Below are 26,982 nucleotides of genomic sequence, written 5' to 3' on the forward strand. Positions count from 1 at the left end.
CTCCATTCAGGCTTCACTGTTCTCAGTCGACTCGGGTGCAGGTTCAGTCGAAACCTCTTCCTGCTGGCGGCTATAGGTGCACGGGCCGCCCCGGAAGGGCGCAAAGCCTGAACCGAAGACCGCTCCGAGGTCGAGATGGTCGTGTGAGGCGACAATTTTCTCATCGAGAACCCGGCGGACCTCGTCGATAAGTGGTGTGAGGAGACGGGCCTGTAGTGTCTCCAGGGTCTGCGCATCGGGATCGACATCATCTTTCTGCGGTTTGCCGTCCTGCCATGTGTAGAAACCCTCACCGGTTTTCTTGCCGAGGTTTCCAGCGTCAGTCTTTGCAATCAGCCGTTCTGGTGGTTCCGGCACATGCTCCAGCGCTTGCGACAGGACGCGGCCAACTTCGAGGCAGATGTCGAGCCCCACAGTGTCGGCAACTTCTACAGGGCCCTGCTGCATCCCGAATGCTTCAGCGGCGGCATCGACCTCTTCCGGCTTGTAGCCCTCATCGATCAGGGTGATGGCAGCGAGCAGGTAAGGCGTCAGGATGCGGTTCACGAGGAAGCCGGGCGCGCTTTTGACTGGCAGCGGGAGCTTGTCGATCGCCTCGATGAAAGCCAGTGCGCGTTCGCGGGTTTTCTTCGATGTTTTCTCGCCGCTGACGATTTCAACAAGTGGCATCTTCGTGACGGGGTTGAAAAAGTGCAGGCCGACAAAGCAGGCCGGGTCGGGAAGTTTTTCGGCTAGTGTTTCCAGCCTGATGCTGGATGTGTTCGTTGCCAGCAGCGCATCGGGCTTCATCCGGTCAGTGAGGCCCTCATAAATCTTCTGCTTGATCTCTTCCTTTTCCGGACCGGCCTCGATGATGAGATCTGCAGACCGGATGCCATCGCCCTTCGGATCGGGGATCAGGCGGTCCATGGGATCACGGATGTCATCAGACCGGTCGTGCTTGCCGTCCATCCATTCATGGGCGCGGCCCATGGCTTTCGCGATGACGGAGGTGTCGATGTCCTGCAGGGTGACGCTAAATCCCTGCATCGCTGTCCACATGGCGATGTCGGCGCCCATCGTGCCCGCGCCGATGACATGGACGTGGGATATGCCATGGCCGTCGCTGAGACGCGCCTGACGTTTGAGGGCTTCCTGACGGGTGAAGAGGCCGATCAGGTTTCGTGCAGTTCTGGTCTGGCTAAGTTCCACAAAGGAACGCGCTTCGGCAGCAAGCACCTTTTCCTTCTCGGACTCATCCTCGAACAGGTCGATCAGGGCATAGGGAGCCGGATAATGCGCTTCGCTAAAGCGCTTGGCTGTTTCCTTGCGCGCCCGGCTGGCGATGTACTGACGACCGGGACCGGACATTTCGAGCGTGCGTCTGATGCCTGCGATAAAGCCGCGTTCCTTTTGTGCCTTTCCGGTTTCAGCAGCGGCATGGGCCGCGGCCTCAAGGTGGCGTTGGGGCACGGCATCACGTACAAGCCCCATCTCATTTGCCTTGCGGGCATTGATCGTGCGTCCGGTCAGCATCAGCTGGAGTGCGCCAGAAGGCTCAATGGCCTGCGGCAGTCTGAACGTGCCGCCGAGGCCGGGATGCAAACCGAGCTGGATTTCTGGGAAACCGAAACTGGCCGAGGTGTCTGCCACGCGATGATCGCAGGCAAGCGCGACCTCCAGCCCACCGCCGAGACATGTGCCATGAATGATTGCAACGGTCGGGCAGGACAGGGCTTCCAGCCGGTTCAACGCGGCGTGGCCCTGATCAATCAGGGACTTGAGGTCTTCTGGATCGGTTCTCGAAATTTCTTCGATGTCAGCTCCCGCCATGAACCCCGACGGTTTGCCCGAGCGCAGGAAAAGTGCTTTCGGCGGTGCCTTCTCGATCTCGTCCAGAAAGGCCGAGAACTGGTCGAGGACGGCGCGGCCAAGTGTGTTCTGCGCCTGTCCTGGCACATTGAGCGTCAGGGTTGCGTAACCGCCCGCCTGTTTTTTCAGGTGCCAGATACTTCCACTACGCGCCATCAGGCCGCCTCCGTTTTATCAGTTTCGGTGCGCGACGGGGGTGTCGATGCTGCAAGGGCTTCCAGAAGCATGCCGCCTCCCTGGCCCCCGCCAATGCACTCTGTGGCAATGCCGGTTCTGTTGCCGCGCCGGCGCATGGCATTAAGCGCGTGCAGGATGATACGGGCACCGCTGGTGCCTACGGGATGGCCAAGGCTGATCGCACCGCCATCGACATTGAGGCGCTCACGGTCAATCTCACCCATCGCGCCCTCAAGGCCGAGCTCCTCCTTGCAGAACGTGTCGCTTTCCCAGGCTTTCAGGCAGGCCAGGACCTGATGGGCGAAAGCCTCGTTTAGTTCCCAGAGATCAATGTCACCCAGACCGAGCTGATGTCGTTTGAGAATGGGAGTCACGGCATGGACCGGGCCGAGCCCCATGCATGCGGGGGAGAGGGCCGCCCAATGACTGTCGCGGATTTCGCCCAGGGGTTCCAGACCGTGCTTGTCCACAAAGCGTTCCGACGCCACCAGCATCCAGCAGGCGCCATCCGTGATCTGTGAGGAGTTACCTGCCGTGACATGCCCATAAGGACGCTCGAAGACGGGGTTCAACGTGTCCAGCTTCTCGACATTCGAGTCCGGGCGCACACCGTCATCCTTTTCGAAAACTTCGCCATCCTGACTGAAGACCGGGTCAACCTCATTGTCGAGCCAGCCATTCTCCTGCGCTCGGGCAAGGCGCTTGTGGCTCTCCACGGCGTAGGCATCAGCTTCCTTGCGCTTGATATTCCACTCGTGACGGAGGATTTCAGCGGTCTGTCCCATGCCGAGGTCGACCACGGTGTCGGTAAGCCCCTTTTCGACGCCGATAACGGGTTCGAGCATGGAAAAGCGGAACTTGCTGACGGCTTCGACGCGGTCGAGCAGGGACCTGGACGTGTTCAGGCCGGCAAACCAGTCGACCGCCTGTTCATTCAGGAGCAGGGGCGCGTGGCTGAGGCTTTCAGTGCCGCCAACCATGAGACAGTCATAATCACCTGCGCGGATATAACGAAAGGCGCTATCGACCGATTGCATGCCGGAGCCACAGTTGCGCTGTACCGTCCAGCCCGGCATGTCCTTGCCGAGGCCCATGCGCAGGGCTGCGACACGGGCCGGATTAGTCGCCTCTGCACCGGGCGAGCCGCACCCCAGAATGACTTCCTCGACCTGACTGGCGATTTCCGGGTGACGCAGCAGGAGCGTACGCCCGGCCTGCACTGCGAGATCAACGGCCGTGAACGGACCGGGTTTGCCGCGGGCCTTTATGAAAGGTGTGCGATTTCCATCGACAACATAGACCTTCATGCTGACGCCTTTTCGGGATGTTCTGTTTCGGGGTTCAGGCCGTTTTTCGAGACACGCGAGGGATCAAAGGAATCAACCTCGATGACTTCGCGGACGGCTCGATAGAGGTCGCCCAGCTGTGCATGTTCCTCAGCGGTGATAAGACCGGCCTCACGGGCTGCCTCCGGCATCTCCATGTCCTTTTCCCGCATCCGCTTGCGTAAAGGAGCGCAGGCTATGGTCAGCGCAAGCGCCCGCTCGAGCGCAGCAAGAGGGTCTGCGCCGGTGCCGGTATAGACGCCTTCGCCCAGGCGTTCGCGTGTCTCGCCGGGCTCCTGGAGAAGTTCGGCGACGGCTTTGGTCATTTTATCGGTCGGGCCGCGCCGGCGTTTCCCGCCGGTCTGGGTCAGCATCTTGATGGTCCAGCCCCAGAAACCGCTCGGGAAATTGTCGCCAACTTCGGCAAGCCGGGCGTGCATACGGGCGATGCCATCTGCGAAGACCCAGTCGAGCAGGGGTTTGTCTGCAGCAGGCTGTCCGTCGGCCTCAAAGCGTTTCAGGGCTGCGCTCAGCAGGAAAAGTTCGGCGAGGACATCGCCAAGCCGTGCAGACAGGCTCTCCTTGAACTTCAGCTTGCCGCCAAGAATGCCGAGTGAAATTTCTGAAGCTACGGCAAGGTTGGCGCTGTAACGCGATAGTTCGCGATAATACGGCTTGAGCGTTTCATCTTCCGGAACAGATGTGAACTTGCCGCCGGTCAGGCCATGGAACCAGCTGCGCCAGATATTTGCGAAATCATGCCCGACATGGCGCCAGATGAGGTCGTCAAACTTGCGCAGGGCTTCCTTGCGATCTTTCAGTGCGACGGCCTGCATCTCTTCCAGGATGTATGGGTGGCAACGGATCGAGCCCTGACCAAAAATGATCAGACTGCGCGTCATGATATTTGCGCCTTCGACGGTGATGCCGATAGGGATCGCCCTGTAGGGGGTCTCGAGATAGTTCTTCGGGCCGACGCAAATGCTCTTGCCGCCGTGAATGTCCATGGCGTAGTTCACGGTTTCGCGCATCCGTTCGGTCGCGTGATACTTCATGATGCCAGAGGCCACACCCGGATGGTGGCCATTATCCAGCCCTATCGTGATGAAGCGGCGCGCGGCCTCCAGCTGATAGGCGATGGCCCCGATGGGCGCGAGCTTTTCCTGTACGCCTTCGAACTGGCCGATCGGTATGCCAAATTGCTCTCGAATACGGGCATAGGCCCCGGTCGTCTGGGCGGATACCTGTGCGGCAGCTGTGGAAAGAGAGGGCAGCGAAATACCGCGCCCGGCCGCGAGCGCGCCCATAAGCATTTTCCAGCCCTGGCCTGTCTGTTCCTGCCCACCGAGAATCTGGTTGACCGGAATGAAGACATCGCGGCCCCAGCTGGGGCCATTCTGGAAAGCAAGACCAGCCGGGATGTGACGGTCGCCCGTATCGACGCCTGGCAGGTCTGTCGGGACGAGGGCAACAGTGATGCCGAGATCTTCCTCGCCGCCGAGAAGGCCGTCCGGGTCCTTCAGCTTGAAGGCAAGCCCGATCAGGTTCGCGACCGGGCCAAGCGTGGTATAGCGCTTTTCCCAGTCGAGCTTGATGCCGAGTGTCTTTTCACCCTCCCACTCGCCTTCGCAGACGGTCCCGGTTGCTGTCATGGCGGAGGCGTCTGAGCCGGCTTCAACGCCGGTCAGGGCGAAGCAGGGAACTTCTTCGCCGCGGGCAAGGCGGGGAAGATAGTATTTTTTCTGTTCATCTGTGCCATAGAGCATCAGGAGCTCCCCCGGGCCGAGGGAGTTTGGCACCATAACTGTCACAGCCGCTGAGACATTGCGTGTCGCGATACGTTTGACGACTTCGGAGTGTGCGGAAGCAGAAAAGCCGAGGCCGTCATACTCCTTCGGAATGATCATGCCGAAGAATTTGTTCTGTTTCATATAGGCCCAGGCCGCTTCAGGCAGGTCCATATGCTCGTGCTCGATCTCGAAGTCGTCCAGCATGGCGCAGAACTCTGCGACGGGGCCGTCAAGGAATGCCTGTTCTTCCTCGGTAAAGCCGTGGCTCTCGAAGCTCCTGAACCTTTCCCAGTCTGGTTTGCCGGAAAAGAGATCGGCTTCCCACCAGGTGTCACCGGCCTCGAGGGCCTGGGCTTCTGTGTCTGAAAGACCCGGCAGTACGCTTTTGTACCAGCCCATTAGCGGCCTGCTGATGAGGTTCCGCCTAAGCGACTTGAAGGGGTTGGCCATGAGTCGGATGCCTCTTGATAACAGAAATATAATTGGAAAGCGTCTGGGGAAGGCTTCAGGTTCCCATCAAAACCTGCGACGCGCGAACGTCCGGGGGAGCGTTCGTTTCGTGTGAAAAATGCAAGAAGGCTTTCCTCCCATGTACATAATCCGCACACTTACAATGACTCTCCTCGCCAGCTCTGCGGTGGGTCTGGCGAATGCTGACAGTTTCGCCGTGAATGAATATTCCGCATCAGACCTCGGACGGGCCAATACAGGACGGGTCACGCAGACGGACGACCCGGCTGCAGCCTTTGGTAACCCGGCACTTCTGACGGCGTTCGAGCGTCCGGAAGTGTCGCTGGGTGTAAGCGGGATATTTGGCAATGCCGAGTATGATGACAGAGGGTCTGCCGATGCGCTGGGTAATCCACTCGGAGGCGACACGAATGGGTTCCTGTTTGACGAAGCCGTCCCGTATGGCCATGCAGTATATCCCTTGAGCGAGGATGTTGCGCTCGGCCTGTCAGTAACAGTGCCGTTCGGCCTCTCGACCGACTATGAAAAGGACTGGCCGGGCCGCTATCAGGCGCTGACGTCCGAATTGCAGACGATCAACATCAATCCGAGCCTCGCCTATCAGGTCAGCGATACAGTTTCCCTGGGGATCGGTATCAATGCCCAGCGCGTCGATGCGCGGCTGACCAGCGCAATTGATTTCGGTGCTGTGTGTTTCAATCAGGCCGACCCGGCCACATGCACGGCGGCAGGTGTCGTTCCGCAAGGCGCTGACGGGGTAACGGAAATTGAAGGTGATGACTGGAGTTATGGCTGGAATGCAGGCATTTCCTGGATGCCGCATCAGGATGTCACGGTTGGGCTGCACTATCGCTCACAGATCGACCACATGGTCGAGGGCGATGCCAGTTTCACGGTTCCCGAGAATGCAGACTTTCTGACGGCAGGCGGGGCGTTCACGGATACGGGTGGCGGTGCCGCACTTGACCTGCCCGCGTCGACGGAACTGGGGATCAAGTGGGCCGCGACGGACCGCGCCACGCTTTATGCCAATGCGATGTGGACCGAGTGGTCCAGTATACAGGAGTTACGGGTCCAGTTTGAAAATCCTGTCCAGCCGGACTCGGTCGAAGAGCTGAAGTATGAGGATGCCGGCCGTTATGGCTTCGGTGGCGATTATGAACTGTCACCGGATTGGACGGTGCGTGCAGGGTATGCGTTTGATGAAACTCCGGCCCAGCCCGCTTTCCGCACCGCGCGAATTCCCGACAATGACCGCCATATCCTGGCTGTCGGCACGAGCTGGTCTCCAAACCCGGCGTGGACGGTCGATGCAGCCTATAACCGGGTCACTATTGAGGACGCTGATTTCGACAGGACGGGCAGTTTCGGCGACCGTGTGACTGGGAAGTTCAGCGGACATGCTGATGTGGTTTCGGTGAGCGCGACACGACAGTTCTGAGACGTCACTTTCACCAAGGGCCGTTCCGCGCTCCATAAACTGGGCCTTCTGCGGAACGTTGCCCGGGGCTGAGCGTCTTTCACGAGGTGGATCTGACATTTGCCAGTCGGACGAATGCAGGTTGCAGAGACAAACGTTGCGCCCGGGGGCAGCCATTGGACGAGACTCAATTCCTTGTGCCAGGCGATACATGCTGGCGGCGCGAACAGGCGGATTGTGTGCGCATCATTATCGATGGCGCGGATTATTTTCCCGCGGTCAAGCGCGCCATGCTGAACGCGCAGCATACGATCATGATGATTGGCTGGGATTTCGATACCCGCATTGAATTCGAGCCTGACGGTGCAACACTTGAGGGACCCAATACGCTCGGTGAATTCCTTTCATGGTTTACTGAAAACCGTGAGGACACCCGGCTCTATATGCTGAAATGGGACCTGGGGACATTGCAGTCACTCGGGCGTGGTATGGTGCCAATGGCCGTGCGTCCCATGCGAATGTCGGAAAACTTCCACTTCAAGCTCGACACTTCGCATCCTGCGGGCGCAGCGCATCACTCAAAGATCATTGTAATTGATGACCAGATTGCCTTCTGTGGCGGTATCGACATGACAGCAGGGCGCTGGGACACGCGTGACCACGATGATAACCAGCCGTACCGTAAAATGCCCGGAGATGGCGAGCCTCTGAAACCCTGGCACGATGTTACAACGGCGGTTTCTGGCCCGCTTGCCAAGGCCCTGGGCGACGTGGCGCGCCAGCGCTGGTTCAGGGCAACGGGGCAGAGGATCAACCCGCCCGGTCTTGATGGCAGGCCAGTATGGCCAGGGCTCGAAACGACCTTCGAGCGTCTGCCCGTCGCAATTGCGCGAACCTATCCGGATTATGACGGCTTTCCGGAAGCCCGCGAGATTGAGGCGCTATATCTCAGGGCAATCGCCGAAGTGCGGCAGACCTTCTATGTCGAGACGCAGTATCTTGCATCTGCCCGTATCGCACGTGCGATTGCCGAGCGCCTGGCTGAAGCGGATGGACCTGAATTCGTGATCGTGCTGCCGCAGAAGGCTGAAGGATGGCTGCGACAGAAGGCGATGGATGGCGCGCGTGAGCGGCTGTTGAATTATCTCTGGGCGAATGACCCGCATGGCCGTCTGGCGGCATATTATCCGGTCACTCAGGAAGGGGCCGCGATATATGTCCATGCCAAGGTTCTTATCGTAGATGACTGGCTTATCCGCGTCGGGTCTTCGAACCTCAACAATCGCTCAATGGGGTTTGACACCGAATGTGACCTGGCCATTGATGCGCGTGATTGTGCCGAGCCTGACGCTGTCGGGGCCAGGATTCTCGAGCTGCGTCACGATCTTGTCTGCGAGCATCTGGGCGTAGGTGAAAGCGCCTTTGCCGAGCAGCTGGAAGCATCAGAAAGCCTCATAAGTGCCATAGAGGGCCTGCGGGGCGATGGGCGCTCCCTTCGGCCCTTCACGCGGGGCGAGGTGAAAGAGGATGCCAATATCCTCGCAGAAAATGAGCTTGCCGATCCCGAAGCGGTTGGCGATGGCCTTGCCGACCGCTTGATGGACGGCATTCGTGACCTGGTGGGACGGGTCAAGTCCTGACACTTGCCAGACGAGGCGTAGGCCTGCGCCGCCCAGCAGGCAGATGTCACCCGGCTGGCAATGTTATTTTTGTAAGAATATTACAAATATTTGACAAAAATATTACCACATATACTTTCAGGGTGGTTGGCGGTCATCTCGCATGAGCGCCGAAAATGAGCGTGCATAACTGAACGGGTTGGTTTTGCTTGGATTTACGGCTAATTTGAGCTCTTTCTGGCCTATTTTGTCTTTCTTTTGGTGGGATTGAGGGGCGCGTACCCTTTTTGACAAAAGGGTAGACACATTCTGTCAAAAGCGGCAGGAAAACCCGGAATTTATAATGGCCAACTAAGGACGTGACGATGAGCAAGCGGACGCAGACAGGAAGTGCAGGAAGCAGCCAGATGAAAGACTGTCATGGCCTGAGCGTGGACCAGCAGCTTGTTGATTTTGTTGAGACCGATGTTCTGCCTGGATTGTCTGTCGGCACTGATGCCTTCTGGAAGGGCATGGCCAATATTTTTGAGCGTTTCTCCGGCCGGAATGCAGACCTCCTGAAGACGCGTGAAGACTTGCAGGCGAAGATTGATGCCTGGTGCAAGGACCCGGCTAATCAGAAATCCGGCCCGGGTGCGGGTAAGTCGTTCCTTGAAGAGATCGGTTATCTGGTGCCTGAGCCCGAGCCGAAGCCCATCGCGACGGGAAATACAGATCCCGAGCTTGCCTTGCTGGCTGGGCCCCAGCTCGTCGTGCCTGTCCTCAATGCGCGCTATGTCCTGAACGCTGCGAATGCGCGCTGGGGCAATCTTTATGATGCGCTGTATGGCACCGATGCAATCGCACGTGATGGCACGGAAAAGCCTGGCTATGATCCCGAACGCGGGGCCAAGGTCATTGCCTGGGCGAAAGGCTTCCTGGACAAAGCGGTTCCGCTGGCGGACGGCTCGCATGCTGACGTTGCGGCTTACACGGTTGAGGGCGGCGCGCTTGTGCCTGCGCTTGCTGATCCGGGTGCCTTTGCCGGGTATCAGGGCGCGCAGGAAGCGCCATCGGCGATCCTGCTGAAACACAATGGCCTGCATATTGAGCTGGCCATCGACCGGGAGTCGCAGGTCGGCCAGCAGGATAATGCCGGGGTCAGTGGAGTTGAGCTCGAGGCGGCCTTGTCGACGATTGTCGACTTCGAGGACTCGGTTGCCGCAGTCGATGCGGAAGACAAGGTCGAGGCTTATCGCAACTGGCTCGGCCTGATGCGGGGGGATCTGGAATCAAGTTTCGAGAAGGGCGGCCGGACGCTTTCGCGTACCCTTAATGAGGACCGGAACTATACCGCACCCGATGGCGGTAAAGTGACCCTGAAGGGGCGCTCACTGCTGCTCGTGCGTAATGTCGGTCATCTTATGACTACGCCAGCCGTGCGCTTGCCAGATGGTTCGGAGGCGCCGGAAGGCATTCTTGATGGTATCCTGACAAGCCTGATTGCCTGTCATGATCTGAAGCGTCCGGGAGAGGGGAATTCGCGCAAGGGCTCCATCTACATCGTGAAGCCGAAGATGCACGGGCCGGAAGAATGCGCATTCACCAATGATCTCTTCGATGCGGTGGAAGACATGCTCGGTCTGGACCGCCACACGATCAAGGTTGGCGTGATGGATGAGGAGCGGCGCACCTCGGCCAATCTCGGCGCCTGTATCAATGCCGTGAAAGACCGGATCGTCTTTATCAATACCGGCTTCCTGGATCGCACGGGCGACGAGATCCACACGAGTATGCAGGCTGGCGCGATGGTGCGCAAAGGCGACATGAAAGCGTGTGACTGGATCGGCGCCTATGAGGCCCGCAATGTCGCGATTGGGCTGCAATGGGGTTTCTCCGGCAAGGCCCAGATCGGCAAGGGCATGTGGGCAGCGCCCGACCGGATGGCGGATATGCTGGAGCAGAAAATCGGTCATCCGAAGACGGGCGCGAACACGGCCTGGGTGCCGAGCCCGACGGCGGCGGTCCTGCATGCGGTGCACTATCACGAGGTCGACGTCGCCGCACGTCAGGCTGAAGTTGCGAAGGAGCCTGTCCCCGCCCTCGACAAGCTGCTGACCATCCCGCTTTCTGAAGGCAAGAACTGGTCCGGAGAAGAGATCGAGGCCGAGCTCGAGAACAATGCGCAGGGCATTCTCGGCTACGTTGTGCGCTGGGTCGATCAGGGCGTCGGCTGCTCGAAGGTGCCGGACATCAACGATATCGGACTAATGGAAGACCGCGCGACACTGCGTATCTCCTCCCAGCATATCGCGAACTGGCTGATGCATGGCGTCTGCACGCGCGAGCAGGTCGAGACGGCTTTCCAGCGTATGGCGGCCAAGGTCGACAAGCAGAATGAGGGCGACCCGCTCTACCATCCGATGGCGCCGGGATTTGATGGGGTTGCCTATAAAGCTGCATGTGCGCTTGTCTTCGAGGGGGCGAATCAGCCGAGCGGTTATACTGAACCTCTGCTTCACCGTTATCGTGCAGAGGCCAAGGCGCAGCAGGGAGCGTAAGGGGAGAAACATATGGCCGGTGAAAAGGCTGTCTTTGTCGGGCCGAGGTTGCGCCGGTTGCGCCGCGATCTTGGTCTCACCCAGACGGTCATGGCCGAGGATCTCGGTATCTCCCCGTCCTATATTGCGCTTATCGAGCGCAACCAGCGTCCGCTGACAGCGAAGGTTTTGCTCAAGCTCGCCCAGATCTACAAGGTGGACCTTTCCCAGTTCGCTGGTGATGGTGGCACAGGCGTATCGCGCCGGTTGGAGGATCTTCTCAAGGACCCGCTGTTCAGCGATCTAGACCTTGCACCGGGAGAGGTCTCCGACCTTGCCACTGGCCATCCCGGTCTCGCCGAAGCACTGGTGCGGACCTATCGCGCCTATCGGGACGGGCAGATGGCGTTGGCCGATCATGCGGGGGCCGAGGCCACAGCCGATCCGTTGGAGGAGACGCGCGCCTTCCTGGCGACACACCGGAATTTCTTTGCCGATCTCGACCATGCCGCCGAACTCATCGGGCGCGATCATGATGACATCAACAGCCTGATCGAGAGGGTGAAGAGCCGTCACGGCTTCAGGACACGGCGTATGCCGCGCGACATCATGGCCGGGGCTGTGCGCCGGTTCGAATATCACCGCCGGGAGCTTCTTCTCGATGAAAGCCTGGATGCTGCGGCAACGGCGTTCCAGATTGCCTTGCAGCTTGTCTATCTTGAGCTCGGCGACGCTATTGATGCCATCATGAAAGCGGCGCACTTCAAGACTGAGGATGCCCGCCGGATGACACGCCGCGCCCTTGCAGGCTACGGGGCAGGCGCAATCCTGATGCCCTATACCTCATTCTACCGGGAGGCGGAGGCGCGCCGCTACGATATCGAGGCGCTGTCCCGGCGTTTCCGGGTGAGTTTCGAGCAGGTCGCCCACCGGTTGACCAGTCTCCAGAAGCCCGGACAGGAGGGCGTCCCCTTCTTTTTCATCCGGGTCGATCCGGCGGGTAATGTCTCGAAGCGGTTTGACGGCAGCGATTATCCTTTTGCCCGTCAGGGCGGATCGTGCCCTCTCTGGTCACTGCATGCCACATTCCAGACACCGGGCCGTATCCTGACGCAGATTGTCGAGCTGCCGGACGGTGCGCAGTTCTTTTCTGTCTCACGCACCGTCACAGCCGGAGGGGGTGCCTACGGCGCGCCCCGGGCCGAGCGGGCCGTAGCGCTTGGGTGCTCAATCGAGGATGCGGCGCGGCTGGTCTATTCAGACGGGATGGATATCGAGGACCCGGACGCCACGCCGATCGGTATCGCCTGTCGGTTGTGCCAGCGTACGAACTGCGTGGCGCGCGCTGAGCCCCCGCTGGGCCGGCAGCTGCTGGGTGACGAGAACCGGCGCATGGCGGCCCCCTTCCTTTTCGGGGATGAGGGATAGACGCGTTTTTGCGTTTTTCCCGGCGCGCTCTGAACGGAAAAGGGCCAGCCGAAAGAATATCCGGCTGGCCCTCTGGTGATGTGATGGTCCCGACAGGTTATTCGGACTTGGCCTGCTCGCGCTTGACGAAGCTCACCGAGAACATCGTCTTGCCCTCGAACATGTCCTTGGCCGGTTCGACGCCTTCAGAAAGCATGAACTTGCGCTCGAGAATCGGGCCGTCCATGAGGTAGCCGCGGGCAGACATGCGTCCACGGTGGTGTTCAAGCGCGGCGGCCGAGAAGCTCGACGCGATAATGGTAATACGTTCTGGTTCCTGGTCGCTCATTTCTATGATCCTTCAGGGTAATCGGGGTGAGTGGGCTGGCTCCCGCTGCGCAGGTATCAGGCTGCGGAAGCCGCCCCGTTCAGGCGCGGGGGATGGCGCTAGAACTGGTTCATCGTGTTGTCCTTGCCGCCAGCCTTGAGGGCTGCTTCGCCGGCAAAATACTCCTTGTGGTCGTCGCCGATATCGGAGCCGGCCATGTTCTGGTGCTTCACGCAGGCGATGTTCTGGCGGATTTCCTCGCGCTGGACGTTGAGGACGTAGCCGAGCATGGCTTCCTCGCCGAAGTACCGCTTGGCCAGATTGTCCGTGGACAGGGCGGCGGTGTGATAGGTCGGCAGCGTGATCAGGTGGTGGAAGATGCCTGCACGCTTGGCGCCATCGGCCTGGAAGCTCTGGATGCGGCGGTCGGCCTCTTCGCTGAGCTCGGTGCCATCATACTTGACGTCCATCAGGTTCGCGCGGTCATAAGCGGACAGGTCGCGGCCTTCGGCTTCCCAGGCATCATAGACCTGCTGGCGGAAGTTGAGCGTCCAGTTGAAGGACGGCGAGTTATTGTAGACGAGCTTGGCGTTCGGCACCGCTTCACGGATGCGGTCCACCATGCCGCCGATCTGGTCGACGTGCGGCTTCTCGGTCTCGATCCAGAGCAGGTCTGCGCCGTTCTGGAGCGAGGTGATGCAGTCAAGGACGACGCGGTCTTCGCCTGTGCCCTGGCGGAACTGGAACAGGTTGGATGGCAGGCGCTTGGGGCGCAGCAGTTTGCCGTTCCGTGTGATCAGTACGTCACCATTGGAGGTGTCGTTCGGGCTGAACTCATCGCAGTCCAGGAATGAATTGTACTGGTCGCCGAGATCGCCCGGCTCGCTGGAGTAGGCGATCTGCTTGGTCAGGCCTGCGCCGAGCGAGTCGGTGCGGGCAACGATCACGCCATCTTCGACGCCAAGTTCGAGGAAGGCGTAGCGCACTGCGCGAATTTTGGCGAGGAAGTCCTCGTGGGGGACCGTAACCTTGCCGTCCTGGTGGCCGCACTGCTTTTCGTCGGAGACCTGGTTCTCGATCTGGATGGCGCAGGCACCAGCCTCGATCATCTTCTTGGCGAGCAGGTAGGTCGCCTCATGGTTGCCGAAGCCGGCATCGATGTCGGCAATGATCGGCACGACATGAGTTTCGAAATTGTCGACCTTGGACTGGAGTTTGGCTTCAAGATCCTTGTCACCGGCTTCGCGGGCTTCATCAATCTGGCGATAGAGCATGCCAAGTTCGCGCGCATCGGCCTGCTTGAGGAAGGTGTAGAGTTCCTCGATCAGGGCCGGAACGGCAGTCTTCTCATGCATGGACTGGTCTGGCAGCGGGCCGAATTCCGAGCGCAGGGCGGCGACCATCCAGCCTGAAAGGTAGAGGTATTTGCCTTTTGTCGTCTCGAAATGCTTCTTGATTGAAATCATCTTCTGCTGGCCGACAAAGCCATGCCAGCAGCCGAGCGACTGGGTGTAGTTTGCCGGATCAGCGTCATAGGCTTCCATATCCTCACGCATGATGCGTGCCGTATATTTTGCGATGTCGAGCCCGGTCTTGAACCGGTTCTGGCTGCGCATGCGTGTGACGAATTCCGGCTGGATGGAGTCCCAGCTTCCGCCATGGCTGGCGATGAGGTCGCTGATGGTTTGTTCGTGTTCCGAATACGGCATGGGTCAAATCCCTTTTTCTCATTGGCGGGAGGCAGCCCGAACGGCTGCAGCTCATGCCGGAAGAAATAGAGAAGGCCCGAGATATGCGCGAGAGGGAGTCCGGTCAGCTTGTCAATTCTTACAAATTATAGAGGTAACAATGTAAAGTGTGGTCAGAAAAGCTCACGAATGCCTATGCTCATGGTAAAATCAAGTCGCTCCCAAGGCTCAAGACAGGCAAGTCCTGTGCGTGATCTGTCCTTGAGTTCGAAGGCGCCCGTCAGGTGAGAAACCGGCTCGAAACAGAAAAAGTCAGGCCCGTCAGGGACATATAGCATGCAGAAACCAGGCGCTCCCTGAGCTGTAAGTTGAAGTGCCAGCCCATGATCTGGCTGGAGAATGGTTGCAGGGCCACGCCAGCCCTCGAAACAGTGGTCCAGCACCAGCCCATCCAGCTGTTTCGGCTCAGAAAACCTGGTCGCGCCGGAAATGTCTTGCGCGTGCAAGGGGCCATCACTCATCGGAGGCCATACGGCCTCTGCCGCAAAGCTGATCTGTGTGTTGCCGGTGCGCGGAAAATATGGATGAAATCCGAGCCCTGCAGGCATTGATTGTGTGTCCCGGTTGGTGAGAGAGAGCGAGAAGTCGACGCCCGCTTCCCGAAACCGGATATGTTGCTCGCATTCATAGCGCCATGGCCACCAGTCTGTGCCTTGCAGGTACAGGCTGATACGGTCTTCTTCCAGCTGGGTAACATGCCAGGTGCGCTGCCAGCCTTCACCATGGATGGCATTGGCATCGCCCGTCCAGTTCGGCGGGAGGGTATATGTCCTGCCCTCATGGGAAAACTGGCCGTTCCTGATGCGGTTCGAGAACGGCACGAGTGCAAAACTGCCAGCATCAAGAGGGTCCGGATCAGTAAGGCGCTGGCGTGGTGCCAGAATGTCCTGACCAAGATAGCTGAGCCGGTCAATCCTGCCGCCGAAGGCAGGTGTGATGTTCATATCGAAGCCATGTGCCGACAGGTGAAGGCGCGATGTTTCCGCCTCTCCTGCCGGCGAAGATACGGAGTTACTCACCGTCACATGTCTCCTGGCCGTCTGCATCTTCGGCCAGGCGGACATCGGATACAGACACTTCAGCTGCCGCTTCACTGCGGATCGCAAGGGGAGCTGTAATCTGTTCGAGATTGATGTCGCTAAAGCAGCTGAGGGAAATGCGGACGTCGGTCCATTGCCCGTCAGTGCTGGTGAATGTGCGGTAGGCTGCACAATCATCGCCCTCGCAGAGCATGCCGATATCAAGACTGTCAGCTGCGGCAGCTTTCAGCGTCAGGGCAAGTTCTATGTCGGCATTGGATTCACGTACATAGCTGTGCGTCTGGCCATCGGTGAAGGTGGCCTGGCCGCCTTCGGAGGGGAAGCTGAACTGGATCGCATCTTCCTGGGCCTGATGATCGACACGAGTCTGGCTGACCTCGTCCGACAGGTTGGCCTTCCACTCGCCAACGAAGCCGCCTTCAGCGAAGAAAATACTCTGGCCTTCACTTGCTGAAAGCTCTGAACTGACGTTCTCGTTCAACTCTTCGAGTGTGCCGGGATTGGCATAGGAAAGGCCATATCCATAGGCAAAGAGCGGGTCATATGCTTCGTCACCGACGTTGAGGGGCGTCTGGTCGGGCTGGCGCGGCCATGAAAAGGAGAGCGTGCCCTTGAAGTCATGGCGCGGTTCGCCGTCTTCATTGGCAATCAGGAGATCGGCCACGCCCCCTCCCTCGCTGCCGGGAAGCCAGGCGGCGACAAAGGCGTCTGATGCGTTGAGCTCACGGTTTACCCACATGGGCCGGCCTGAGAGGAAGACGCTGACGACAGGAATGCCCTCGGCCTGAAGTTCTTTCAGGAGAGTGAGCTCCTTTGAGCCGCTGAGATCATAGGCAAGATGGTCGACATCGCCGCGGAATTCCGCATAGGGCTCTTCACCGAAAACGACGATCGCGACATCGGGGGTTTCCGAGTAGGTGCCCTCAGGGCTGTACTCGACGCTGCTCGCGGCTTTCTCAATCCCTTCCAGGATTGAGCTTGCATTCGGGAACTCGGCGTTGTCGGCACCGCCCCCTTGCCAGGTGAGCGTCCAGCCGCCGGACTGTTTCGAGATGTTATCGGCTCCATCGCCAGCGACAAGGATACGCTTGTCTGGCGTGATTGGAAGGACCCCATCATTCTTGAGCAGAACGAGCGATTCGCGTACTGCCTGACGGGCTAGAGTGCGATGTTCGTCAGAGCCAAGGATATCTTCCTGCCCAGCGAGCGCGCGTTCTGAAGGCGTGCCTTCCTCGAAGACGCCGAAATGCAGCTTGGCCCGCAGGATCCGGCGCACGGCATCGTCCAGCCGCTCCATCGGGATCTCGCCTGACCTGGCCTGTTCGAGTGTGCTTTCATACAGTCCGCGCCAGCTATCGGGGGCCATATACATGTCGAGGCCGGCATTCAGCGCTTCCGGGCAGTCGGTATTCGTGCAGCCCTCGATCTGCCCGTGGGCATTCCAGTCCCCCACGATGAAGCCATCAAAACCCATGCGTTCCTTGAGCACATCGTTGAGCAGGTAAGGGTCTCCTGTGACCTTCTTGCCGTTCCAACTCGAGAATGACGCCATGACAGACAGGGCGCCAGCTTCGATAGCTGGCGGATAGCCGGCATTGTGAAGCCGTACGAGTTCGGCCTCACTCAGTATTGCGTCGCCTTGGTCTATGCCGTCCTCTGTACCGCCATCGCCCAGGAAATGCTTGGCCGTCGAGATCACATGGTCCTTGTCGAGGAAGACATCTGAGCCGAATTCACCTTGCAGGCCTTCAACAATACGGGGGGAGTAGGACGCCACGATTTCCGGGTCTTCGCCAAAGCCTTCATAACTGCGGCCCCATCTGTCATCGCGGGGGACGGCGACTGTTGGCGCGAAGGTCCAGTCATGGCCTGTCACACGCAGTTCAAGGGCGGTGACACGGGCGATCTCTTCCATGAGGTCCGGGTTCCGCATCGCGCCAAGGCCGATATTGTGAGGAAACAGTGTGCCCCCGACCACATTATTGTGGCCGTGAACTGCATCGATCCCCCAGAGGATCGGGATGGCGACGTCTACGCCTTCGGGATCAACAGATGCCTTGTAATAGGCATCGGTAGCCGCGACCCATTCTTCGACATTCGCATAGGGTTTGCCGTCCGGGGCGGAATTGCCGCCACTCAGGACCGAGCCGATCCGGTATTCCTTTACTTCTTCAGGGGTGATGGAAGCGTTATCGGCCTGGATGACCTGGCCGACCTTCTGTTCCAGCGTCAGTTTCGAAAGCAAGTCGTCGATGCGGGATTCGATTTCCCCGTCTATGAGGTGGCTCTCGGTTTCGGGCCAGAGTGTGAGGTCTCTTGCTGTTGAAGCGGCAGGTGTTCCGGCTTCGGTCTGGGCCGGGTCTTGCGTTTCCGCCGACGCATTCTGGGCGGGTTCGCCGCTGCAGGCGGTCATCAACAGCAATGCGGCTAGCGATATGGTTCCGTTCAGCTGCCTGGTCTTCATTTTCAGTCCTCCCCGGGTCCGTTTTCGGACGCCTTCCTTTTATGTCCTCGCCAGCAGAATGCGGTTGCAACACAAAATGTTGGCGTTAACATTCTGGCTAAACGAAAATGTATTCCGGCGCAACGGCGAAACCGGACGGGAGGAAAAATGACCGAGATGACGGGTCGGCTAGCCTGGATTTGTAAGCGTTCAACAACCTTGTTCGCTACGATTCTATTTGTAGCATTGGTGGCAGACGCACAGCCTCAGGCTGTTTCTCCAGATGAAGCGAACAGCAATCCTGCGGCCGTCTCGGAAGTGGCTGATAACCTCTCTTTTCCCTTGTTCGGGGCAGGCAAACCGACCACGATACTTGTCGACCCGGCCGAGGACCCCGGCATCCTGCGGGCTGTTCGTGACCTTCAGTCAGACCTTGAGGCGCGCGGGCCAATCCGCCCGGTTATCCGGACAGAGATACCGAAAGAGCCGGGCCAGATGATCGTTGTAGGGTCGCTGGAAAATTCGCGCTGGCTCTCTCCCCTGTTAGACAGCGGACAGGTTTCAACGCAGGGCCTTTCAGGCGAGTGGGAGGCATTTTCGCAGGAGGTTGTCGACGCGCCTTATGAAGGCGTGGAGCGGGCGCTGGTGATTGCGGGTTCAGACAAGCGCGGCACGATCTATGGCATCTATGACCTGCTCGACCGGGCCGGGGTTTCACCCTGGGCCTGGTGGGCGGATGTGCCGATCGAGAAGACCGGCAATCTCTATGTGTCCAGCGGACGGCGCCTTGAGAAACCGTCCGTGAAGTATCGTGGCATCTTCCTGAATGATGAGAACCCGGCCCTTTTCGGCTGGGCCAACAAGACGTTTGGCGGTTTCAATCACGCTTTCTATGAGCGCGTTTTTGAGCTGATCCTGCGCCAGAAAGGGAATTATCTCTGGCCGGCCATGTGGGGAAAGGCATTCTATGACGATGATCCGATGAATGCCGAACTGGCAGATGAAATGGGGATCGTGATCGGAACCTCTCACCATGAGCCGCTGGGGCGGGCGCATATCGAGTGGGAACGGTACGGGGAAGGGGACTGGAACTACCAGACCAATGCCGGAAACCTGCGTGATTTCTGGCGCTTCGGTATGGATCGGATTGGCGGACGCGAGGCGCTCGTCACGATTGGTATGCGTGGGGACGGCGATGAAGCCATGTCGGAAGGTACGGCGATCGACCTTCTTGAAACAATCGTTTCCGACCAGCGCTCGGTTATCGCGGATGTAACCGGAAAACCGGCCTCCCAGACGCCGCAGATATGGGCGCTCTATAAGGAGGTTCAGGATTATTACGATCAGGGCATGGACGTGCCCGACGATGTCACGCTCCTGTTTGCCGATGATAACTGGGGCAACCTCCGCCGCCTGCCGGAGCCGGGCGCAGAACGGCGGGGCGGATATGGCGTCTATTATCATTTCGACTATGTCGGCGGGCCGCGGAACTATAAATGGATCAACACGACCCAGATCGAGCGCGTCTGGGAGCAGATGGGTATCGCTTACGATTATGGGGCGCGCGAGGCGTGGATCGTCAATGTCGGCGATCTGAAGCCGATGGAACTGCCGATCAGCTTCTTCCTGGATTATGCATGGGACCCGTCTGATATCCCCCTCGAAAATCTGGACACCTACACACGTGACTGGGCCGCGCAGCAGTTTCCCGATGCGTATGCCAACGAGATCGCGGCGCTTCTGGAAGCCTACACAAAGTATAATGCGCGCCGGAAACCGGAACTGCTGGATGCCGATACCTACAGCGTTGTGAATTTCAGCGAGTTCGAGCGCGTTTCTGACGAGTACCAGGCGTTGGCAGAGCGTGCCGCTGTGCTGCGCGAGGAACTGCCGGAAGCCTATGACGATGCTTTCGTGCAGCTCGTCTGGTTTCCTGTTACAGCCAGTGCCAACCTGAATGCGCTCTACTACACAACAGCGCTTAACCGGCTCTATGCCGAACAGGGGCGCGCGCGCACGAACGGGCTCGCGGAGAAGGCCGCAGAACTTTTCGCGCGTGATGACCAGCTTCGGCGCGTCTATGAGGAAGAGATCGCCGGGGGCAAGTGGGTCGACATGATGTCCCAGACCCATATCGGCTACACCTACTGGCAGCAGCCTGACGTGCAGTCTGCCCCTGATACCGAACGTATTGAAATGCCAGAGGAAGCCGGCTTTGGCGTCGCTGTGCCGGGCAGCCGTGAGAACTGGGCTGCGAGAAGCGCGGAAGCTGTGCTCCCGCAAGTCGATGTGCTCTCGCGCCATACGGCTGAATTTGAAGTCTTCAATACCGGGCAGGCACCTTATGAGGTGACAGTCACACCGTTGCGGCCCTGGGTTTCGGTATCGGACAATGCGCTCAACATCGAGATGCAGAAAAGCGTCACACTGGCTGTGGACTGGGGCGAGGCCCCACTGGGATTGACGCGCGTGCCGGTCGAGATCGACGCAGGGTTGCTTGGCACCAAGACGCTTCATCTCCCGGTCTTCAAGCCAGAAAACGCCGCAGACGTCAGTGGCCTGGTAGAGGCGGATGGGTTCATATCGGTGGATGCTGCCGCGGCGAGCCGAATTTTTGGTGGGGAAGACATAGAGTGGTCAGTTATTCCAAACCTTGGCCGGACAGGCGACAGTATCGTAGCGCTTCCTGCCACGGCACCAGCGTCGGAGCCGGGCAGTGATAGTCCACGGCTGGAGTATGATCTCTGGCTGTTTGAGCGAGGGAAACTGGACGTTACGATAACGCTGGCCCCGACGCAGGATTTCAAGGCGCAGGGCGGCTTGCATTATGCGCTTTCAATCGACGATCAGGCGCCCGTTCTCGTCAATGCGGTGGAAGCGGAGGTTTCCGGGGAAGGCGATGCAAGCTGGGAGAAGTCTGTCGCGCAATATGCGCACGAGATTACAACAAGGCTCAGTGTCGATGAACCGGGTGCCCATACGTTGAAGCTCTGGCGGGTCGATCCGGGGCTGGTTTTCCAGCATGTTACGGTTGCGACGCGCGATTTGCCTGAGACATATCTTGCTCCGCCGGGCACCCCACAGTGTGAGGCATCCGATACGGGAGAGACCCTGCCGGATTGCTCTATTCCGGTTGTGTCGTCTGCCAGCCCCTGAGGATTTCACGGAAGAGCTTGCCTGAAGGGGTCAGGTCTTCCGGGCTCCAGGGGCCTGTCGGAGAGGTTCCCGGCTTGAAGAGGGAGGCGCCTTCATCCTTGTCGCTGACCGCCCAGTTGGCGTGCGACAGGTCATTGGCACGAATGAAATCCATCCATGCCCGGACAGACTCTTCATCGACAGCGCCGTCGCCGTCATAGCTCACTGCGCCCCATTCAGTGACGAACAGGGCAAGTCCTGCATCAAGGGCAGTCCGCGCTTTCTGGCGCAGTTCGTCCTTGTGACTGGCCGCATAGAAATGCAGTGTGTAGGCAATATTGTTGAAGCCCGTCAGCGGGTTACTGGCAGCCTTGTCGACATCCTGTGACCAGCTCTGCGTGCCTACGATGATAAGATTGTCAGGGTCGACTTCGCGGATCGCGCCGATGACGGTTTCGGCGTAGGGTTTAACCGTGGTTGACCAGTCTGTCGTATCCAGCGGTTCGTTGTAGATCTCATAAATCAGGTTGTCGGTATCGCCATAACGTTGGGCAATGTCGGTGAAGAATTCCATCGCGGCTTCAGGATTGTTTTCGGCACGATGAGAGTGCCAGTCCACAATGACATAGATGCCGTTCTCGATGGCGGCATCGATCACCGTATAGGCCCGTTGCAGGTTGCCTTCCGGGTCGGTGAGATAACTGCCTTCGCGTGTATCGGCTGCAATGGCCGCGCGTACCAGTGAGGCATTCCAGTTGCTGGCGAAATTATCCACGGCCTCCGCATTGTAATATTTTTCCTGTCCCCAGCCTGTGGTGCTCCAGAAGAAGCTTGGCCCGGCGAGGGAAACAGGCGTGCCGTTTTCGTCCACGATGCGGTTGCCTTCAGTGGTGATAAGCCCGTGGCGTTCGACTGGCGTGTCGCTAGCCGCTGGCGGCGGAGGCGTTATACAGGCGACAAGCGCGCCCATGATTGATGCGGTGATGAGCGTGCGTTTCATGTTTTTCCCCTGTGAGTATTCTCGCGTCGTTCAGGATGGGTTCTTGCGCGGCATCAGTCCGGCCTGCATGGCGAGATTGGTGGCCACCCTGGCCTTAAGCTGCTGGCGGCTCTGGGGCGTATGCGGGCCGAGCGCGCCTTTTGAGTGGTCGGGCAGGTGTGCGACCGGATCGCCGGTCTCGTGAAAGACGTACTGGTCGAGCATCATCTTCCAGGCTTTCTGCTGATGGGGCGGCATGTCCCGCAGCGCCAGGATGGCATGAAGCAGCGCATCGAAAGGCGAGGCGAGGTCGCGGGGGCTGTCATTCCACCAGTAATTCACGAGGACATTGAAGTCCTCGAGCGACTGGACGTGGTGCCACCAGAAATACGGAATAAAAAGCGCATCACCGGGTTCCAGCGTTGCTGTCTGTGCGTGGCGAAGCGCTTCAGCAAAACGCGGATATGTCTCCAGGTCCGGTTCTTCCAGCCGCACGAGGCTTACTGGTGGACCAGCGAGGGTGAATTCGAATGGCCCGGCATAGAGGTTCGGTGTCTGCTCTGGCGGGAAAAGGGTAAAGCGGCGGCGTCCAGAAACCACACAGGCAATGTTTTCCGAGAGATCAAAATGGGTCTGCACGGTCAGCCGGTTGCCCATCCATATTCGCGGCTCGATGACAGGTGGCAGGACGCCAATCTGATTTTCTTCCGCGAAACCCGGAAGGTTTTCGTACATGGGGGCCGACTGGATGTAGACCGATGGTGGATTGGCCTCATCCCGATAGCGGGCGATCGCATTCAGGGACTCGCTGATCACGGCGGGCTGGCGATCGAAATTCAGACCCGTAAGATCATCATTGTAAAAGTACTTGCCGGCGATTTCCGGTTTGCCGAGTATCGTTTCGACCGGACGGCGTGCATCAAACCGTTTCACATAGTCCATGATCGCTTCGGGCGACTGCCGGCTCGCGGCAACGGCTGGCCAGTGGGCAATGAAGTTCTTCATCAGGACAGGCTGGGCGGCCGGAAGGATATCATCACGGAACTGCTCAAGTGTGACGTCGTGCAGCGTTCGGACTTCAGGCATATCCTGAGCGCTTGTGCTCTTCGGGCTGTTCTCTGTCGTCTTCAGCATCGTGTCGGCCTTCCTGGTAGCGTTCGAAGCGGCCTCAGTTAAAAACGAACGGGCCCTACCATCAAATGGCAGGGCCCGGCCGTATAGTCTCGATCAGCATCAACCCTAGAAGTTGAAGCGCCCTGTGAGGGTGAAACGGCGGTCATTCTGGAACCAGGACCGTCCGCCGCGGCGACCGTCCGAGTTTGGAATGAAGGATTCCGTTTCGGTGATCTCATTGAACAGGTTGGCGAACTGGACCCCGATCTTGAAGTTGTCATTCACCGTATAGAAGATCGACCCGTCGACCTGTCCGCTGGCGTTCTGGAAGATCGGATAGAACGGTGTGATCGTGTCCCTTGCGGTTACGAGGTACTCATCGCGCCAGTTATAGGCGACACGTGCCGATACCGGGCCTTTTTCATAGATCAGGGCGACATTTGCATTGTGCTCTGAAAGGCCCTCCAGAGGTAGATCGCCGAGATCGACCACAGCTTCACTCCCGCCTGCTTCGGCATCGACGGGGCTCACCGTGGAAGAATTGACCCCTTCACTATCGATATAGGTGTAGGCGGCCTGAAGTCCCAGACCGTCCAGCCCATAGGGCAGGAAGTCATAAAACTGGCTGTAGGCCAGTTCGAAGCCCTTGATCGTGCCTGTTTCATCCGAATTGGTCGGCTGGTTCGTGACAAACACATCGAATGTCTCACCATTGTTCGTCAGCGTGATCGTGCCCGACCCTGAGACGATAATGTCCTCGATCTCCTTGTAGAAGGCCGTGGCAGTGAACGAACCTGTGTCGCTGAAGTACCACTCGAAGGCGAGGTCATACTGGTCGGACTTGACCGGCTCAAGGAACGGGTTGCCGCCGGAAGTCTGGAAGCCATAGAAGCCGGAGCTGAATCCGTCAGGGACACCTGATCCCGGGTTGGCCGGGTCATCCTGTGTAGCGGCAGATACCGGATAGGTCGCCCGCGTGAGGCCCACATCAGGACGTGAGAAGGCCTTTGAATAGGCAAATCGAATGAACTTGTCGTCCGTAAGGCCCAGCTTGACGTTCAGGCTGGGGAGCCAGTTTTCATAGGTCTTCTCGCCCACAAATGGAGCTGTCGAGTCATCCAGGAAGGCATAGGCGGCTGCCCGCTCTTCGGGAGACAGCGTACAGAAGAAGGACACGTTCTGTGCGGGGTCATCCGGGATACAGTCGCTACCCGAGGCATTACCAGATGTGCCCTGTGTGCCATCATCGGGGAGCGTTGAGGAGGAGCCATACTGGATGCCACCGCTCGAAGCGAGCTGGGTCTCCACATATCTCAGGCCGATATTGCCCTCGACCGTCATGCCGTTGCCGAATGGGTCATCATGACCGAAATTCAGCTTGGCATAGTAAGAGGTAATCTCTTCAGCCGAGTCTGTGACTTCGCCGGGTAGATAATTCGATCCGTTGATCGTACCGGGACGTTCGCTAAGCCGTCTCCAGCCGCCGCCGCCGCCGCCGGGCCCGCCAGTTACGCCGCCCTGATTGAGCCATGCAGCCACCACCGCATCGGCAAAATCGGCACTCGTGTCATAGTTCTGGGCCGGGTTGAGGCCGAAGAAGGGGAGTGACGGTGGCTGGGTGGTGTCACCGCGCTGGTAATTGTTCCAGTTGAATTCATCGTCAACTACACCAGAACTGACGCCTATGTCATCCATCCAGATCGGGCCGCCATTGCCCCAAACTTCTGACAAGGCACCCCAGTTATAGACCGAGAAGCGCGTCGTCAGATCCCGTTCATTATATCGCCCGCCAAAGCGAACAGACCGGACCCAGTCGAAGTCATCCTCGAAATCGTAATTCGCATCGATCCTGAACGCATCGGAGGAGCCTTCACTCTGCTCCGAATGGTCCATTGCGGCCCGCCAGAAGCTGTTGACCGGGTCATTGAAGCCAGTGCCATTTGCGAAATAACGCGGGCATGTCTGGCTGCCGACCGGGTTGGAGCAATCGATGTCTGCCCCGCTGGCACCGCCACCAAAACCGGGGGTCATGTTGGGTGGCAGGAACTCGATCTCTGGAATTTCAGGTCTGAGGTCGACGCGAACATCCTGGAAAGAACTGCCCCAGATGCCGAAATCGATATTGTCGGTCGTCGAATCGACATGCTGATAATCGAAATTGAAGGACCAGCGATCCGTTGGCGTCCACTTGAAGTTCAGGGACGTGTCTTCCGTGACCGTTTCCTGTTCCACGCCGCGGAAGATGTTGTTGGATTGCAAACCGTAAACCGGTACGCGCGCATCACCGCTTTGCTGGTCGGCCCGCCAGCCCACGGGAGCTGAAATCGTGCCGAACTGCAGCAGGTCGTCGCCGCCGAACCCGAACTCGGTGCCGGGCGCAAAGAAAAACGCGCTGTCGCCGACATTGTCCGTGGCAATCTCGGAGGCATGTTCGTTCCAGCTGGTCGTCGCTTCGGAGCGAAGATATTCAAAGGTGGCGAGCATCGTGTCGTCATTGCTCTCCCACTGGGCTGAACCGCCATAGCCGGTACGCTCACGGTCGTATTCCTGCGTGCGGACAACAGCCCCTTCAGGCACCCAGACGCGGCGGTCTGCAAGGTCATCGCGCGGCTGGAAACTGGATATCTGCGCCCCGTCAGAACGGGTCTTCAGCTCTGAATAGACGCCGCTGACAAGAAAGCCCACCCGGCCGATGTCTGTGTCCCATTCGTTGCTGTAGAGCAGGGAACCGGTCGGGGCGCCTTCATCGCGGAAGTCGGAATATTCATATTCCAGCGTACCTGCGAATTTCTGGCCGTCTGTATCAAACGGCTTGCGGGTGACAAGATTGACCGTTCCCGCAATGCCGCCCGGTATCAGGTCGGCGGTCTGGTTCTTGTAGACCTGAACAGATGCGAGAAGCTCCGGGGAAATGTCCGAGAAAGTCAGCGCGCGGCCATTATTGGCCGTGAACGTGTCGCGACCGTTGAGTTCGGAGCGGACATAGGTCAGGCCGCGAACGACGACACCAGACCCTTCGATCGAGAAGTGATCCGGGTCATCTGCTGCCGCAAACCGGCTGATTGAGACGCCAGGCACCCTTTGCAGGGATTCGGTGACAGACCCGTCCGGCAAAGCGCCTATATCTTCGGCCGTGATGGCATCGACCAGGGTATCTGCCCGGCGCTTGATGTCCTGAGAACTGGCGATGGAGCTACGGATGCCCTTGACGGTAACTGTATCGAGACGGGCTTCACCTGCGTCGGGGGATTCCTCGGCCGAGGCATCTTCCTCGATTGTCTCAGGGGCCTCTTCCTCCTGGGCGACCGCTGGTGTTGCCTGCATGATTGCCATGGCAGACGCCGTGCACAACAAGAAGCCGAACATCCGCTTCCTGGTGATAACAGACTCATTTTGTGCGTAGGTCTTGTCCATTCAGGGCCTCCCATCCCTTGGTTAATTATTGGGAGCGCTTTAATGTTAACGCTCTCAGTTTATGTTTGCACGAGACCACATAGTGTTTGCGCTATCAAGAATTAATTTTATGTTTTGTAAAAAGCCTGCGATTTGTGGCCAGAAGGCAACCCTTCCGCCGCGGCTCGACAGGCGCGGCCATATACCGGAGTAGAATTGGCGGG

At 58.9% G+C, this 26,982-nt stretch carries 15 protein-coding genes; 5 read left to right on the forward strand and 10 right to left on the reverse strand.

Features of this window, described 5'->3' with window-relative positions; genetic code table 11:
• Positions 1–6: 6 nt before the first annotated feature.
• From Q1K31_RS13900 to Q1K31_RS13910, 3 genes are read right to left on the reverse strand one after another with little or no spacing between them, the layout of a single operon-like run.
• Positions 7–2,007, reverse strand: a complete 2,001-nt coding sequence (locus Q1K31_RS13900) for a 3-hydroxyacyl-CoA dehydrogenase NAD-binding domain-containing protein (RefSeq protein WP_300380760.1) — start codon at positions 2,005–2,007, stop codon at positions 7–9.
• Positions 2,007–3,335 (reverse strand): acetyl-CoA C-acetyltransferase, encoded by a 1,329-nt coding sequence (locus Q1K31_RS13905; RefSeq protein ID WP_300380763.1) that lies wholly within the window; start codon positions 3,333–3,335, stop codon positions 2,007–2,009. Before Q1K31_RS13905 ends, Q1K31_RS13900 begins: the two co-directional genes overlap by 1 nt.
• Positions 3,332–5,593: an acyl-CoA dehydrogenase gene (locus Q1K31_RS13910; protein ID WP_300380765.1), complete on the reverse strand. Its 2,262-nt coding sequence runs from the start codon at positions 5,591–5,593 to the stop codon at positions 3,332–3,334. Before Q1K31_RS13910 ends, Q1K31_RS13905 begins: the two co-directional genes overlap by 4 nt.
• A 139-nt stretch (positions 5,594–5,732) precedes the next feature.
• Here Q1K31_RS13910 and Q1K31_RS13915 point away from each other — a divergent pair, with 139 nt between their 5' ends.
• From Q1K31_RS13915 to Q1K31_RS13930, 4 genes are all read left to right on the forward strand, one after another.
• Positions 5,733–7,055, forward strand: coding sequence for an OmpP1/FadL family transporter (locus Q1K31_RS13915; protein WP_300380767.1), 1,323 nt, complete (start codon positions 5,733–5,735; stop codon positions 7,053–7,055).
• A 155-nt stretch (positions 7,056–7,210) separates the two neighbouring features.
• Positions 7,211–8,674, forward strand: coding sequence for a phospholipase D-like domain-containing protein (locus Q1K31_RS13920; protein WP_300380769.1), 1,464 nt, complete (start codon positions 7,211–7,213; stop codon positions 8,672–8,674).
• Positions 8,675–9,060: 386 nt separating this feature from the next.
• Positions 9,061–11,193, forward strand: coding sequence for a malate synthase G (locus tag Q1K31_RS13925; protein WP_367187591.1), 2,133 nt, complete (start codon positions 9,061–9,063; stop codon positions 11,191–11,193).
• A gap of 12 nt (positions 11,194–11,205) precedes the next feature.
• Entirely contained in the window at positions 11,206–12,600 is a 1,395-nt protein-coding gene (locus Q1K31_RS13930; RefSeq protein ID WP_300380775.1) for a short-chain fatty acyl-CoA regulator family protein, read from the forward strand.
• Between the two features lie 97 nt (positions 12,601–12,697).
• Here the strand turns inward: Q1K31_RS13930 and Q1K31_RS13935 are convergent, their stop codons facing one another.
• The 4 genes from Q1K31_RS13935 to Q1K31_RS13950 all read right to left on the reverse strand — a co-directional run bounded on the left by Q1K31_RS13935 (position 12,698) and on the right by Q1K31_RS13950 (position 18,159).
• The gene (locus tag Q1K31_RS13935) at positions 12,698–12,928 is read right to left on the reverse strand and encodes a hypothetical protein (RefSeq protein WP_300380777.1); all 231 of its coding nucleotides are present in this window, start codon (positions 12,926–12,928) and stop codon (positions 12,698–12,700) included.
• A 98-nt stretch (positions 12,929–13,026) separates the two neighbouring features.
• Complete coding sequence (locus Q1K31_RS13940; protein ID WP_300380779.1) at positions 13,027–14,616, reverse strand: isocitrate lyase; 1,590 nt, start codon at positions 14,614–14,616, stop codon at positions 13,027–13,029.
• A 152-nt stretch (positions 14,617–14,768) separates the two neighbouring features.
• Positions 14,769–15,674, reverse strand: coding sequence for an aldose 1-epimerase (locus Q1K31_RS13945; RefSeq protein WP_300380781.1), 906 nt, complete (start codon positions 15,672–15,674; stop codon positions 14,769–14,771).
• Complete coding sequence (locus tag Q1K31_RS13950; RefSeq protein WP_300380783.1) at positions 15,667–18,159, reverse strand: glycoside hydrolase family 3 protein; 2,493 nt, start codon at positions 18,157–18,159, stop codon at positions 15,667–15,669. The genes Q1K31_RS13945 and Q1K31_RS13950 overlap by 8 nt, the downstream gene beginning before the upstream one ends.
• 228 nt (positions 18,160–18,387) lie before the next feature.
• On the opposite strand from Q1K31_RS13950, the gene Q1K31_RS13955 reads away from it, so the two are divergent.
• Positions 18,388–21,294, forward strand: a complete 2,907-nt coding sequence (locus tag Q1K31_RS13955) for a glycosyl hydrolase 115 family protein (RefSeq protein ID WP_300380785.1) — start codon at positions 18,388–18,390, stop codon at positions 21,292–21,294.
• Here the strand turns inward: Q1K31_RS13955 and Q1K31_RS13960 are convergent.
• The 3 genes from Q1K31_RS13960 to Q1K31_RS13970 form a co-directional block, all read right to left on the reverse strand.
• Positions 21,263–22,273 carry a glycoside hydrolase family 5 protein gene (locus Q1K31_RS13960; RefSeq protein ID WP_300380788.1) on the reverse strand — a complete coding sequence of 337 codons (1,011 nt, stop codon included), beginning with the start codon at positions 22,271–22,273 and terminating at the stop codon, positions 21,263–21,265. The two genes, Q1K31_RS13955 and Q1K31_RS13960, sit on opposite strands and share 32 nt — an antisense overlap.
• A 30-nt stretch (positions 22,274–22,303) precedes the next feature.
• A complete protein-coding gene (locus tag Q1K31_RS13965) occupies positions 22,304–23,386 on the reverse strand; it encodes a cupin-like domain-containing protein (RefSeq protein ID WP_300380791.1) in 1,083 nt (360 codons plus the stop codon).
• Positions 23,387–23,491: 105 nt separating this feature from the next.
• Positions 23,492–26,779 (reverse strand): TonB-dependent receptor, encoded by a 3,288-nt coding sequence (locus Q1K31_RS13970; RefSeq protein ID WP_300380794.1) that lies wholly within the window; start codon positions 26,777–26,779, stop codon positions 23,492–23,494.
• Positions 26,780–26,982 lie beyond the last annotated feature (203 nt).

It is taken from the genome of Henriciella sp. (assembly GCF_029936995.1).
GTDB lineage: Bacteria > Pseudomonadota > Alphaproteobacteria > Caulobacterales > Hyphomonadaceae > Henriciella.

Excerpts from the sequence above, each read along its gene's own strand:
- Q1K31_RS13950 (WP_300380783.1), bottom strand. The coding sequence starts at position 18,159 with ATGAAGACCAGGCAGCTGAACGGAACCATATCGCTAGCCGCATTGCTG.
- Q1K31_RS13925 (WP_367187591.1), top strand. The coding sequence starts at position 9,061 with ATGAAAGACTGTCATGGCCTGAGCGTGGACCAGCAGCTTGTTGATTTT.
- Q1K31_RS13900 (WP_300380760.1), bottom strand. The coding sequence starts at position 2,007 with ATGGCGCGTAGTGGAAGTATCTGGCACCTGAAAAAACAGGCGGGCGGT.
- Q1K31_RS13905 (WP_300380763.1), bottom strand. The coding sequence starts at position 3,335 with ATGAAGGTCTATGTTGTCGATGGAAATCGCACACCTTTCATAAAGGCC.
- Q1K31_RS13965 (WP_300380791.1), bottom strand. The coding sequence starts at position 23,386 with ATGCTGAAGACGACAGAGAACAGCCCGAAGAGCACAAGCGCTCAGGAT.
- Q1K31_RS13970 (WP_300380794.1), bottom strand. The coding sequence starts at position 26,779 with ATGGACAAGACCTACGCACAAAATGAGTCTGTTATCACCAGGAAGCGG.
- Q1K31_RS13935 (WP_300380777.1), bottom strand. The coding sequence starts at position 12,928 with ATGAGCGACCAGGAACCAGAACGTATTACCATTATCGCGTCGAGCTTC.
- Q1K31_RS13940 (WP_300380779.1), bottom strand. The coding sequence starts at position 14,616 with ATGCCGTATTCGGAACACGAACAAACCATCAGCGACCTCATCGCCAGC.
- Q1K31_RS13910 (WP_300380765.1), bottom strand. The coding sequence starts at position 5,593 with ATGGCCAACCCCTTCAAGTCGCTTAGGCGGAACCTCATCAGCAGGCCG.
- Q1K31_RS13930 (WP_300380775.1), top strand. The coding sequence starts at position 11,206 with ATGGCCGGTGAAAAGGCTGTCTTTGTCGGGCCGAGGTTGCGCCGGTTG.
- Q1K31_RS13915 (WP_300380767.1), top strand. The coding sequence starts at position 5,733 with ATGTACATAATCCGCACACTTACAATGACTCTCCTCGCCAGCTCTGCG.
- Q1K31_RS13960 (WP_300380788.1), bottom strand. The coding sequence starts at position 22,273 with ATGAAACGCACGCTCATCACCGCATCAATCATGGGCGCGCTTGTCGCC.